Below are 13,459 nucleotides of genomic sequence, written 5' to 3' on the forward strand. Positions count from 1 at the left end.
ATGTGCAATTGCATGACCACCCGCCGATCACCGCCACGGCCTCCCTGTCTTTCGGCAGAGGCGCCCACCGGCCGGCCCGGGATAGCGTCGGCCAGTGGGACGAACAGGGTCTGGGCTGGTCAGGGCAGGGCTGACCAGGATCTGGTCGGGCTGGCGCGCCGCGCTGGTCGACCTGGCGGTCTGGCTGGTCACCGCGGTCGCGGTGCTGGTCCGCCACGAGCCGGCACCGGGGTGGCTGCTGGCGGGCGAACTCACGGCCGCCGCCGGGGTGGTGCTGCTGGCCCGGGGTTGGCCGCTGCCGGGCCTGGCCGCCGGCACGGTGCTGGCGGTCGTGGACGTCAGCTGCGCCCCGGTTCTGGTGCTGGCCGGCTACCTGACCGGCCGGCGGCTGCCCGGCAGTCGCGCCGCACTGGTGACCCTGGCCGCGCTCGGTGTGGCCGCCAGCGCGCTGGCACCGGTGCTGGCCGGCAGCGCCTGGGCGTGGCTGGACGGGGCGCTGCTGCTGTTGTTCGCCGGCGTGGTGCCGTGGCTGGCCGGCCGCTACCGCCGCCAGCGCCAGGACCTGGTGCACGCTGGGTGGGAGCAGGCCGAGCTGCTGGAGCGGGCCCAGCAGAGCATCGCCGCCCAGGCGCGCCTGCGGGAGCGCGCCCGGATCGCCCAGGACATGCACGACTCGCTGGGCCACGAGCTGAGCCTGATCGCGCTGCGCGCCGGCGCGCTGGAGGTGGCGCCCGAGCACGCCGAGTGCTGCCGGGCCGCTGCCGGGGAGCTGCGGGTCAGCGCGACCAGGGCGACCGAGCGGCTGCGCGAGATCATCGGTGTGCTGCGCGAACCCGACGCCGCCGGGGCCGAGAACGCGCCCCGGCAGCCGGGCGGGGAGAGCATCGCCGAGCTGGTGGCCAGGGCCCGGGCCTCGGGCATGGTCGTCGACCTGCGCGAGCACCACGCCGATCCAGCGCCTGATTCAGGGGCCGGTCCGGCCGCCGCCGACGCGGTGCCGCTGCTGGTGGACCGCGCCGCCCACCGGGTGGTGCAGGAGGCGCTGACCAACGCGACCAAGCACGCGCCCGGCGCGCCGGTCACCGTGCTGCTGACCCGCTCGGCCGAGCACACCGAGGTGCGGGTGAGCAACCCGGCCCCGCCGCGCGTCGGCCCGCTGCCCGGCCTGCCCGGCGGCCAGCGCGGCCTGATCGGCCTGCGGGAACGGGTCCGGCTGGTGGGTGGCAGCTTCCAGGCGGGCCCCACCGCCGACGGCCAGGGCGGCCCCGGGTTCGCGGTGGCCGCCTGGCTGCCGCACCACCCGAGCCACCCGGTCGCGCCCGCCGGTGCGCAAGCCACCGACACCGGAGCCGCCGACAGCGGAGCCATCGACACCGGAGCCGCCGACAGCGGGTCCGACGGGGCCGGGTCGGTCAGGACCGGAGCCGTCGGGGCCGGGTCCGGCGGGGGAACCGAGTCGGGCCAGCACCTGGCGCGCTCCCGTCAGCGGGTGCGGCGCAGCCTGATCGCGCTGGTGGCCGCGCCCGCGGCCGTGCTGGCCGCGATCGCCGGGCTCACCACCGTCATCCTGGTCGCCGACCGGATGGCCTCCCGGCTGGCACCCGACGACTACGCCCGGATCAGCGTCGGCCAGCAGCGCGCCGCGATCGCGCCGCTGCTGCCGGCCGAGCAGCGCACCGAGCGGCCCCCGGTGCTGGAGCCGCCCGTGCCGGCCGACGCGACCTGCGAGTACTACGGCACCAGCGGCAACCCGTTCGACCTGCCCTCGGACGTGTACCGGCTGTGCTTCACCGGGGACGTGCTGGTGGCCAAGGACCTGGTGCCCGGCGACGGGCCCCCGCTCCAGCAGCCCGCGCGCGGTGGTCCCACCGACTCGGGCTAGGCCTCGCGGGCCGTCTCGGCCGGCTCCTGGTCGGCCTCGCCGGGGGTGGCCACACCGGCGCCGGCACCGGCGCTCGCCGCCGCCGCGCCAGCACCGGCCGCGGACTCCGGTTCGGCCGCGGCCGGTGCGTCCGGTGCCGGCTCGGCCGAGGACTCGCCCTCGGGCTCGGCTTCGGCCTCGGGCTCGGGTTCCGGCACCAGGTGGGCGGTGCGCGGCTCGGTGCCCAGCCGGGGCAGGAAGGTGGCCAGCTGCTCCCACCGCCACCGCCCCACGGTGAGCGCGTCCGCCTTGTGCCGCAGGCCCGTCTCCAGCACCGCCAGTGCCTCCTTGGGGTTCATCGCGGGCAGGCCGATCTGGTCCAGCGCCTCCCGCACGGCCCGTTCCCTGGCCAGGTGGCCGATCTCGTCGATGGCGCTCCACGCCACCGCCAGCGCGGGCCGGCCGGCCTGCCGACGGGCCCGGACCAGCGCCTCCAGGAACAGGTTCCCGGCCACGTAGGCCGACTGGCGCACGTGGCCGATGGTCGCGGTGGCCGACGAGAACACCACGAACAGGTCGAGGTCGCGGTCCCTGGTCAGCTCGTCCAGCACCAGGCCGCCGCCCATCTTGGGGGCCAGCGCGGTGCGGAACCGCTCGTCGTCCAGTTCGGACAGCAGGTCGTCGTCCAGCGCCATGCCCGCGTGCACCACCCCGCGCACCCGGCACGGCGGGCCGTCACCGGCCTGCCCGGACTCGATGGCCTCGACGACCCGGCGCATGGCCACCGGGTCGGTCACGTCCGCGGCGTGCGCGGTGACCCGCATGCCCTGGCCGGCCAGTGCCGCCACGGTCACCTCGGCCTCGGGGCTGGCCATGCCGCGCCGGCTGACCAGGGCCAGGGTGCGGGCGCCCCGGTCGGCGAGCCAGCCGGCGGTGGCCGCGCCCAGCCCGCCGAGACCGCCCACCACCAGGTAGGCGCCGGCCGGGTCGAGCACCACCGGCTCACCGCGCCGCACGATCGGCGTCGGCTCGCCCAGGGTGACCACGACCTTGCCGAGGTGCCGGCCCTGCCGCAGCAGCTGGAACGCCTCCTCGACCTGGGTGGCCGGCAGGGTGCGGCGCGGCAGCGGCCGGTAGGCGCCGGCCTGGACCTGCCGCACCACCTCGGCGAACTGGGCGTGCCCGCGCTCGTCGGCCTGGCCGCTGGCGATGGCCTGGTCCAGGGCCACGCCGAACAGCGCCACGTTGTTGCGCAGCGGGCGCAGCAGCAGCCGCTGGTTGGTGTGCATGTCGTGGCCGCTCAGCTCGATGAACCGGCCGTGCGGACGGAGCAGCTCCAGGCCGCGCGGGATGGCCTCGCCGGACAGCGAGTTGAGCACCACGTCCACGCCCTTGCCGTCGGTGAGTTCCAGCACCTCCTCGGCGAAGCTGAGGCTGCGCGAGTTGAGCACGTGCGGCACCCCCAGCAGCCGCACCAGCTCCCGCTTCTCCTCGGTGCCCGCCGTGGCGATCACCGTGGCGCCGAGGTGCTGGGCGTACTGCACGGCGGCCAGCCCGATGCCGCCGGCCGCGCCGTGCACCAGCAGCACGTCCTCGGCGGTGAGCCGGGCCAGTCGGGTCAGGCTGTGGTGCACCACGGCGAACGCCACCGGCAGGGTGGCGCCGTCGGTGAAGGTCAGCGGCTCGGGCAGGTGGCCGACCAGCCCGGCCTTGGCCACCACGCGGGCCGCCAGCGAGCCGGGGGCCAGCGCGAACACCCGGTCGCCCGGGGCGAACCCGGTGACCTCCGAGCCGACCTCGGTCACCACGCCGGCGCACTCCAGGCCGGGCCGGTTGGTCGCGCCGGCGTAGCCCTCGTCCAGCGCTTCGGCGTGCAGCACGTCCCGCTGGTTCAGGCCGGCGGCCCGCACCGCGATGGCCACCTCGTCCGGGCCGGGCGCCACCGACCGGGTCTCCTGCCAGGCCAGCCGGTAGGCGGGGCCCCGGTCGCGGACGGCCAGCGCGTAGTTGAGCGAGCCGGCGTTGGGGAACACGGCCGGGTCGAGGATGTCGGGCTGGCGGGGCACCACCCGCGGCACGAACCGGCCGCTGCCGGTGAGCACCAGCTCGTCCTCGTCGTCGGGGTCGAGCAGTTCCCAGGTGATCCGCCAGGCGTCCAGGGTGACGCTGCCGGTGCGGTGCAGCGACACCCGCTTCACGCCCAGTTCGGGCTGTTCGTTGGCCAGGGAACGGGCCACCCCCCAGGTGGCGGCGTCCTCCGGGGCCAGCGCCCGCTCCGGGCCGAACGTGGTCTCCGGCAGCGCCCCGCACGGCCGGGTCACCAGCCACAGCCGGGCCCGCACCCCCGGCCGCAACCGGCGGCAGGCGGCGGCGATGGCGCTGACCACCATGGCCCGGTGCGCGCCCAGCCGCACGGTCTCGGCCGGGCCGTCCAGCCGGGTGCGGCCCAGCACCAGCACGATGTTGGCGGAGCTGGCCTCGGCCGGGATCTTCTCCAGCCAGTCGTCGGGTTCGGCGGAGGTCCAGATGCGCCGGGTCTCGGCGCTGCCGGCCTCGGCGAGCAGGCTGGCCACCTCGGTGACCAGGGCGGCTTCCCCGGCGGGTTCGGCGGCCACGATCCAGCAGCAGCCGGGTTCGGCCGGGGGCAGCCCGGGCAGGTCGGCGGGTTCGGCCGGGTTGCGGGCCACCAGCAGCGAGAACTGGTCCCGGTGGGGTTCCTCGTCCGCGCCGAGCCGGGTGACGTCGGTGAACCCGCACTCGCGCAGCAGCTCCAGCCAGGCGGCCGGGCCCAGCAGCGGCGAGTGCGGCCGCAGCGCGGTGTCGGCGCACTCCCAGAAGTCCTCGGTGAGCCCGAACACCGGGGCCAGCAGCGCGGTGTCGTGCGACTCCACCGCGAGCAGCTGGCCGCCCGGGGCGAGCAGCCCGCGCAGCCGGGTCAGGCAGGCCCGCACGTCCTGACTGGCGTGCACCGCGTTGCCGGCGATGATCAGGTCGAACTCGTCGCTGGCGAAGCCCTGCTCGGCCGGGTCGCCGTCCAGGTCGAACCACTCGTAGCTGACGAAGTCGTAGTCGCCGAACCGCTCGGCCGCCCAGCTCAGGAACGTCTCGGACACGTCGGTGCACACGTACTGGGTCTTGTCCGCGGGCAGCAGCGGCAGCAGCACGGCGGTGGTGCCGCCGGTGCCGGCGCCCACCTCCAGCACCCGCAGCGACCGGTCCGGCGGCCAGGCCGTGACCAGGGTGCGCACCAGTTCGGCGAGCAGCCGGTGGTGCAGGCTCAGCGGCGCGCACGCCTCAGCGAAGTGCTCCAGCGGGTGGTGGCCGCCGTCGGTGTCCGGGAACAGCACGGTGAGCGGGTCGCGCTGGCCGGTGCACACCTCGGCCAGGTGCCGGCAGCAGCGCTGGTAGAGCACGAGTTCCGCGGTGTGGTTGGGGAACTCTCGCAGCAGCGCGGCGAACCGGGGCTGCGGATCCGGCTCGCCGACCAGCCGCCACCGGGACCGGCCGGCCGCGCTGGCCAGGCCGTGCTCCACCACCAGCGGCAGCAGCGCCTCCACCAGCCGGGTGTAGCCGGGCAGCAGGCCGACCGCGACGAGTTCGCCGACGCCGAACGGCTCCCGGTCCGGCAGCACCCAGTCGATCTCCTGGGCCACCAGGTGCGCGACCAGGCCGCGCAGCCCGGTGCGGAACTCCGCGTACCGGGACTCCCGCTGCCAGGCGGCGGTGAGTTGGCCGAGCCGGGCCGCGCAGGTGCGCACCAGGTCCGGGGCGACCGGGCCGTCGTCGGCGGCGGGCACCCGGTTGCGGGGCGCCGCGCGCAGCACGGTGACGTGCTGCTCGACCGGGCTGTCCGGGTGGGCGCCGGCCTGCTGGTCGTACCGCCGCAGCCGGCACCCGCGCAGTTCCACCGCGACGACCCCGTTCTCGTCGGTGACGGTCACGTCCACGACGGCCTGGTGCTCGTCGGCGGAGCGGACCCGGGCGTGCGCGTACCCCTCGGCGGCCGGCCGCCGCCACGCCCGCACCTGCTCGACGAACACGGGCAGCCCTGGTTTGCCGCCCAGCGCGGTCAGCACCGGCAGCACCGCCTGGATCGCGCCGTCCACCACGGTCGGGTGGGCCTGGTAGCGCTCGGCGTCGGCGGTGCACGCGTAGCGGGCCAGCGCCTCCTCCCGGCCCCACCACACCTCGCGCAGCACCTGGAAGGCCGGGCCGTAGGCCAGGCCGACGCGGGCCGCGTGCTGGTAGTGCTGCTCACCGGACAGCGGGTGCGGCAGCCGGGCGCGGTGCGCGGCCACGTCCAGCGCGGCCGGCGGCCTGGCCAGCAGCCGACGCACCCGGCCGCGCGCGCACACCTGCCAGTCCGGGGAGGTGCCGGTGCGGCTGGCGATGCGCACCACGCCGTCCTCGTCGCAGACCGAGGTCTGCAACCGCACGTCCAGCGCGTCGTCGTCGCAGCGCACCACCACGGTGGCGGGCATGTCCAGGTCGGTCACCTCGACCGGGGCGTCCAGCGCGCGCCAGCCCGCGGCCAGCGCCATCTCCACGCACGCCGCCGCCGGGACCACCACGCTGCCGGCGATGCGGTGGTCGGCCAGCCACGGCACCCTGGCCGGTTCCAGCGGGGTCCGCCACAGCGGGTCCAGCGCCTCCAGCCGCTCGCCGAGCAGCGGGTGGTCGCCGGCCGTGCCCCACCAGTCGGGTTCGCCGTTCCAGTGCCGCTCCCGCTGCCACGGGTAGGCCGGCAGGTCCACCACCCGGCCGGGCTGCGGGAAGTGGCGTTCCCAGTCCATGGCGGCGCCCGCGGCCAGCAGGGCCGCGACCGAGGTCAGCATGGCCGCCGGCCCGCCGGTGCCGCGCCGCAGCGTGGGCACGACCGCGACCGGGCCGCCGCTGGCCGTGCGGGTGCGGCGCAGGTAGCTGGCCAGGATCGGGTGCGGGCCGATCTCCACGAAGATGTCGAAGCCGCGCGCGGCCAGCGCCCGCACCGCCCGGTCGAACAGCACGGGCTGGCGGGTGTTGCGCCACCAGTAGTCGGCGTCCAGGCTGGCGCCGGTGACCATCTCACCGGTCACCGCGGAGGCCATCGGGATGGCCGGCCGACCCGGGGTGAGCCCGGCCAGCGCGGCGCGCAGCGGCCGCTCGACCGGGGCCATGGCGCGGCCGTGCAGCGGGTAGTTCAGGTCCAGCCGGCGGAAGAACACGCCCCGCGCGGTCAGCCGCTCGCCCAGTTCGGCCAGGGCCGCGTCGTGGCCGACCAGGGTCACGTCCTGGTCGCTGTTGACCGCGGCGATCTCCAACCGGCCCGGGTAGCGGGCCAGCACCTCCTCGGCCTCGGCCACGGACAGGCCCACCGCGGCCATCCGGCCCCGCCCGGCCGTGTCGGCCTGGGCCCGACCGCACTCGGCGACCACCCGCACGGCACTGTCCAGGTCCAGTGCGCCGGCCACGTGCGCGGCCGCCACCTCGCCGATGCCGTGGCCCACCACCGCGTCCGGTCGGATGCCCCACGCGGCCAGGCAGTTCACCAGGGCCAGCTGCACCGCGAACAGGGTGGGCTGGCCCACCTCGGCCAGGGCCAGCCGGGACGCGGCGGGCGCGGCGCGCAGTTCCTCGGCCACCCACCAGCCCAGCCGGCGCCGCACGAACAGGTCGACGGCCTCGACGGTGGCGCGGAACGCCGGGTCCGCGGCGAACAGGTCGGCGCCCATACCGGCCCACTGGGCGCCGCTGCCGGTGAACACGAACGCCACCCGGCTGCCCAGCCGCGCGGTGTCCACGGCCGCGCCCGGCACGGGCTGCCCGGCGCCCAGGGCGGCCAGCCGGTCGGCGGCCTCGGCCGGGCTGCCGGCCAGCACCACGGCCCGGTGCGGGTGTTGGCCGCGCCGCTGGCTGGCGGTGTAGCAGAAGTCGGCGAACTGCTCCGGCGGGGTGTGGCCGAGGCGGCGGCGGAACCGCTCGGTCAGCTCGCCCAGCGCGGACTCGGAGCGGGCGGACACCATCAGCGGGAGGGGCCGCAGCCGGGGTGGCGACGGCTCGGGCGCGGGCCTTGGGGGCGGCTCGGCCAGGATCACGTGGGCGTTGGCGCCGCTGAAGCCGAACGAGTTCACGCCCACCACGGCGCGGCGGCCGGGCTCCACCCGCTGCGGGCGCAGCGCCGGCACCAGCCCGGTGCCGGCGAAGTCGATCTCCGGGTTGAGCGGGGTGGCGTGCAGGGACGCCGGGATCTCCCGCTCGCGCGCCACCAGGACCGCCTTGAGCAGGCCGACCAGCCCGGACGCGGCCTCCAGGTGGCCGAGGTTGGTCTTGACCGAGCCGATCGGCAGTGCCGCGGCCACGGTGCGCTGCTTGCCGATGGCCCGGCCGATGGCCTCGCACTCGATGGCGTCGCCGACCCGGCTGCCGGTGCCGTGCGCCTCCAGGTAGACCAGTTCGTCCGGGTCCACGTCGAACCGCTCGTACACCGAGCGCAGCAGCGACTCCTGGGCCTGCACGCTGGGCAGGGCCGGTCCGGGGGTGCGGCCGTCGCTGTTGATGCCGGTGCCCAGCACCACAGCGTGCACGCGGTCGCCGCTGGCCAGCGCGTCGGCCAGGCGCTTGAGCACCACCACGGCGCCGCCCTCGGCGCGGGCGTACCCGTCGGCCTCGGCGGAGAACGCGCGGCAGCGGCCGGTCGGCGACAGCACCGACGCCTTGGCCAGTGCCACGAAGTCCTTGGGGTTGAGCAGCAGGTGGACGCCGCCGACCAGGGCGAGGTCGATCTCGCCGGAGCGCAGCGCCTCGCACGCCTGGTGGCAGGCGACCAGCGCGGACGAGCACGCGGTGTTCACCGCCATGCTGGGGCCGCGCAGGTCGAACAGCCGGGAGATCCGGTTGGCCGTGTTCGACGTGGTGTTGCCGGACACCGTGTAGGCGTCCACAGTGTCCACTTTGGACTGCTGGAGTTGGCCGTAGCTGGCGGTGGCCACGCCCACGTACACGCCGGTGTCCGAGCCGGCCAACCCGGCCGGGTCGATCGCGGCGTCGTCCATGCCCTCCACGGCCAGCTCCAGCAGCAGCCGCTGCTGCGGGTCCATCCGGCTGGCCTCGCGCGGCGAGATGCCGAAGTAGCCGGCGTCGAACCCGGCGACGTCGTCGAGGAAGCCGCCGGCGAAGGTGTAGGTCTTGCCCGGCCGTCTCGGGTTGAGGTCGAGGAACGCGGTCTTGTCGAACCGGTCCGGGGGCGCCTCGGTGACCAGGTCCCGCCCGGCCGACAGCGCCGAGTGCAGGTCCGCCAGGTTCGCGATACCGCCGGGCAGTCGGCACGCCGTGCCGACGATGGCGATGACATCCTTCACGCACAGCTCCTCGGGCGACCGGGCGCCGCGGCCCCGGCCAACAGGTAGTCGAGCCCGTTCCGACCGCCCGGGCAGCGGGCCGCGCGAATGCGGGCCGCACGGATGCCGACCACGCGGGCGCGGGGCGGGCCGGAAAAGCCGGTGGCGCCGGTGACGGCCACATTCACGGGCACACAGCTCCATTGATCCTCAGGGAAACAGGCGACAACGACAGTCCCAGACCACCAGCGCCGGAGTAAAACGAGTCCTCACACAATTGAGCGACGTTCCCCCGAGCTTCACCCAATGGAGTGAGAATTCACCTTTCCCTTCCCAACTCCACGTTCCCGCAGGTCAGACGGTGTGCCACCACTCAACGCGACACGCCCCGCCAGCACGCGTCGCGGAATCCTGACGTCACCGCGGAATCGCGCCGACACCGCGAATCCGCGACCGAATGCCCACCAATCCCCACCCACTCACCACCCGGGATCGGCCACTCCGGCGGCGATGGTGACGGTGGTGGTGCGGCGGGTGCTCACCGCTTTCCGCCAACAGGCCTCGCCTCGACTGGTCGGATCAACGACCAGGCATGGTGCACCGCAGGCCGTTCTGCTGCGCGGCATCCGCCATGCGGTCGTCGTAGGTGATCAGCAGGTCGACATCGAGCAGCATCGCGGACGCGACGTGAATGGCATCGAGCGAACGCAACCGGTTCGGGTTGAGCCGTTGGCTGAGGCTGACGACCTCGTCGCCGACCGGGTACTCGGCCACGCCGGACATCGCGTCGTCGACGAAGTCCGCCGCGGTCGCGTAACCCGAGCCGAACCGGGCTCGGATGGCCCAGCTCACCTCGATCCACGCCAACTGGGATGACAGCAGAACAGCGCGCTCGTCGACGTGGCCCCGAAGCACCACCCGCAGCTTCTCGGACTCCGGCTCGTCGATGACCCGCTTGAGCAGCGCGCTGCTGTCCAGGTAGACGCGCATCAGATGCGGTCGTCGCGATCGAGCAGGTCGAGACTGCTCTCGCCGGACCGCAGGCGCAGCCGTGGCCGCACATCCCGGAACGGGACACGTGGTGACGCGACCTTGCCCCGGGCGATCAGCGGATCGACATCACCAGCCTGACCGGGGATCAGCCCGAGGTACTTCCCGATCGCCTCGCGCAGGATGTCCTGCTGCGAACGCCCGGTGCGCTGCGCTTCAGCGCGCAACGCGGCCTCTGCCTCAGCGCCCAGCCGCAAGTTCATGGCCACAGACCGATGGTACCGATCAGGTACCGAGTTCGGTACCAGTTGGCCGAGAACGAGGAAGTGTTGACGCCGTTGCGGTACCGGTTCGCCGCCCATCACTTGACGTTCTCGTCTCGCAGGAACGTGACCTGTCGCGTGTGACAGGGCAGAGCGAGGAACGCTCCGCAGTCCGCGTAGGCGGTAGGGAGTCCGGTCAGATCGAGCTGCTTTTCCATGATCTGTCGTGCCCGTTCGCCGAACTGGACGATGACCCCGTACGCGATTTCGTCCTGACGGCCAGCAGCGAGTGGCTCAACATCGAGGTGTCCGTCAGAACCTGGCACGGTGACGGCCTCGACACCTTCCTGGCCTCACTCGCAGCGGACTTCCGCGGCTGGAGGAAGCCGGACCTGGCGGTCGCTGGAAGGTGACCTGACACTCCCAGCGGAGCACTCAGGGCGCCGCGTCCATCTGACCTGGGGGACTCCACGACCGGATGCCGGATGACGCGTGGCACTTCCAGTTGACCACCGAGCATGCCCCGGGAGAGGACGTGCGCAACCTCGCCCACGCGATGGGTTCTTTTCTGCACCCCGAACAGGCAGGCTGAGCAACGAAGCAGCTGCTCTTCTGGAAGACAGTTCCTCGAACGCCTCTGGTCCCGACCGGAGCGGCTTGGTCAGCGCCACCGCGCCGACGGGTTGGACGCCGGATGCGACAGCGGGCCATCCCAACCAGCGCCCAACACGATCTTCAAGTGATCGTCTTCACCGACCAACCGGCATGTTGACTTTGGTGGGTCGCCAGGGGATCGAACCCTGAACCCGCGGATTAAAAGTCCGCTGCTCTGCCAGTTGAGCTAGCGACCCCCGCTCGTAGGGTAGCGGATCGGTGCCGGTGGGTGGACCGGGTTATGCGGAGCGTCTATGCACTTTTCGGGGTTGGTCGGTTGCCTGGTGTGGCTGGTCGGCCTCGGCGGTGGCACGCATGCGGGCGCGCAGCGGCAGCAGGAACCACAGGAAACCGAACAGCAGCCCGGTCAGCGCGCCGACGACCAGGGCGGGGCCGAAGCCGACCACCACGTCGACGAGCAGCAGCACCGCCCCGGTCATGGCCAGCGCCAGGCAGCCGAGCCCGAGCAGGGCGAACCGGTTGGACCGGTCCACGATCTCGTCGCGCCGGCCGAGGCGGAACAGCAGTCGGTGCCAGGCGGCCGGGGAGGTGAGCAGGGCGGTGGCCGCCGCCGCCAGCACCACGGTGGACAGGTGCACGATCCGCTCGAACGCGGTGGCCCGGAGGAACCGGTCGGTGAAGGCCACCGACAGCAGGAAGCCGAACAGGATCTGCACACCGGCCTGGGCCACCCGCAGCTCCTGGAGCAGCTCGCTGACGTTGCGCGCTAATCGCTGTTGCTCGGACTCTTCTGGCCGGCTCATCTCGCCCCTCCTCGTCACGCGAGCCACGACATGCCCCTCGGTGGTGCTGACCACCGCCGTGGGATACCGGAATACCCGGATCGGAGGGGTTCGACGCGGAACCGGCCCAGCAGATCGGCCCAGCAGATCGGCCCAGCAGATCGGCCCAGCAGATCGGCCCAGGTGATCGGCACAGGGGATGCGCACCGGGGATCCGCGCGTAGCGCCCGGGGTTCACGCGCTCGGTGCGACACGCCGTCCCGATCAGGTGAGAAAGCGGGTCGCGCCGAGTTTCGCCGCACGCGCACCGCGGCACCGGGTTACAGATGGTGCATGAACCGACTACACCGTGTTTCGCTCGCTGTCCTTGCCACGTCCGCGGTCATGGCCGCCCTGACCGGGTCCGCGCTCGCCGCGCCCGCACCGCCCTTCGACCCCTTCGGCACGAGCACCGGCGTGGAGCAGGCCCAGTACGTGCTCGGCCTGGCCAGTTCGCTGGCGCCGCCGGACGAGGACGACGAGGAGGAGGGCGGTCAGTGGGGCGGGGCCGGCGACAACGACCACCAGGCCGGTGACAACGACCACGAGGCCGACGAGGACGCGCCGGGTGACGAGTTCAACGGCGGCTACGGCGGCGGTGACCAGGAGGACGGTGACCAGGAGGACGCCGACGGCCTGAGCTACGGCGAGCCGGGCTACGGCGGCCAGGACGACGAGGAACTGAGCAGCGACGAGAACGCACCCGGCGAGGCGGGTGAGGCGGAGTCCGGCGACGCCGACCACGTCAGCACCCTGCCGGCCACCGGCTCCGGGTCCACCGCCCAGCCGGCCAGCGACGCGGTCTACGTGTCCGCCCCGTTCCAGCAGTACGCGGAGGGCGTTGACGCGGTGACCTACTCCCCGGAGCTGGTGCCGGTCGGCAGCCAGGCCAAGGTCACCTCGCGCAGGACCGCCGAGGGCACCACCGTGGTGACGCTGACGGTCAAGGGGCTGGCACCCAACCGCGACTACGGCGCCCACGTGCACGTCAACAGCTGCGGCAAGTCCGCGAACGACGCGGGCGCGCACTACCAGCACCAGAAGGACCCGGTGCAGCCGTCGACCGACCCGAACTACGCCAACGCCGACAACGAGGTCTGGCTGGACTTCACCACCGACGCCAAGGGCGCGGCCACGGTCCAGGTGGAGGCCCCCTGGCAGTTCCAGGACCCGAGGCCGAAGTCAGTGATGATCCACTCCGAGCGCACCAGCGCCGAGGCTGGCGCGGCCGGCTCCGCCGGTGAGCGGCTGGCCTGCGTCAACGTCCCGTTCTGACCGAACTTCCGATGTCAACCGGTAGATGACGGCCAGGGAACACGCGCGGCACCCGGGTGGTGCGGTGGACGCTGAGGGCGGCGTCCCGCGCGGTCGTGAGCACCCCGTGCCCTCCGGACCGGCCCCGCGCCGGTCCGCCGGCGGTGCTCACCCCGGCCAGGCCGTGCACGAGCGACAGCGGTCGGACAACCACGAGCGACCGCGGTCGGACGACGAGTGGCACCTGCTTGCCAACGGCGTCGGCGAGCGTGCGCGGGTCGGTCGGAGCGCCGGGGTGTCACCGGGGCCACCGCCGCTGCCGGCCCACGCACCCGCGCG

General features: G+C 74.1%; 7 protein-coding genes and 1 tRNA gene. 3 read left to right on the forward strand and 5 right to left on the reverse strand.

What is annotated here, in order from left to right; genetic code table 11:
* Positions 1-94: 94 nt before the first annotated feature.
* Positions 95-1,882: a histidine kinase gene (locus tag LX83_RS14850; RefSeq protein ID WP_253771593.1), complete on the forward strand. Its 1,788-nt coding sequence runs from the start codon at positions 95-97 to the stop codon at positions 1,880-1,882.
* On the opposite strand, the gene LX83_RS14855 is transcribed toward LX83_RS14850, so the two are convergent.
* The 3 genes from LX83_RS14855 to LX83_RS14865 form a co-directional block, all read right to left on the reverse strand.
* A complete protein-coding gene (locus LX83_RS14855; protein ID WP_253771595.1) occupies positions 1,879-9,198 on the reverse strand; it encodes a type I polyketide synthase in 7,320 nt (2,439 codons plus the stop codon). The genes LX83_RS14850 and LX83_RS14855 overlap by 4 nt on opposite strands.
* Before the next feature lie 558 nt (positions 9,199-9,756).
* Complete coding sequence (locus LX83_RS14860; RefSeq protein ID WP_253771597.1) at positions 9,757-10,167, reverse strand: type II toxin-antitoxin system VapC family toxin; 411 nt, start codon at positions 10,165-10,167, stop codon at positions 9,757-9,759.
* Complete coding sequence (locus LX83_RS14865) at positions 10,167-10,436, reverse strand: ribbon-helix-helix protein, CopG family (protein ID WP_253771599.1); 270 nt, start codon at positions 10,434-10,436, stop codon at positions 10,167-10,169. The genes LX83_RS14860 and LX83_RS14865 overlap by 1 nt, the downstream gene beginning before the upstream one ends.
* A gap of 134 nt (positions 10,437-10,570) precedes the next feature.
* Here LX83_RS14865 and LX83_RS14870 point away from each other — a divergent pair, with 134 nt between their 5' ends.
* A complete protein-coding gene (locus tag LX83_RS14870; protein WP_253771601.1) occupies positions 10,571-10,843 on the forward strand; it encodes a DUF6228 family protein in 273 nt (90 codons plus the stop codon).
* 362 nt (positions 10,844-11,205) lie between these two features.
* On the opposite strand, the gene LX83_RS14875 is transcribed toward LX83_RS14870, so the two are convergent.
* Both LX83_RS14875 and LX83_RS14880 read right to left on the reverse strand, forming a co-directional pair.
* A tRNA-Lys gene (locus LX83_RS14875) sits at positions 11,206-11,281 on the reverse strand.
* A 42-nt stretch (positions 11,282-11,323) separates the two neighbouring features.
* A complete protein-coding gene (locus tag LX83_RS14880; protein ID WP_253771603.1) occupies positions 11,324-11,848 on the reverse strand; it encodes a DUF6328 family protein in 525 nt (174 codons plus the stop codon).
* A gap of 312 nt (positions 11,849-12,160) precedes the next feature.
* Between LX83_RS14880 and LX83_RS14885 the strand changes: the two genes are divergently transcribed.
* Entirely contained in the window at positions 12,161-13,141 is a 981-nt protein-coding gene (locus LX83_RS14885; RefSeq protein WP_253771605.1) for a superoxide dismutase family protein, read from the forward strand.
* Positions 13,142-13,459: the final 318 nt, after the last annotated feature.

This window comes from Goodfellowiella coeruleoviolacea, from assembly GCF_024171785.1.
Taxonomy (GTDB): domain Bacteria; phylum Actinomycetota; class Actinomycetes; order Mycobacteriales; family Pseudonocardiaceae; genus Goodfellowiella; species Goodfellowiella coeruleoviolacea.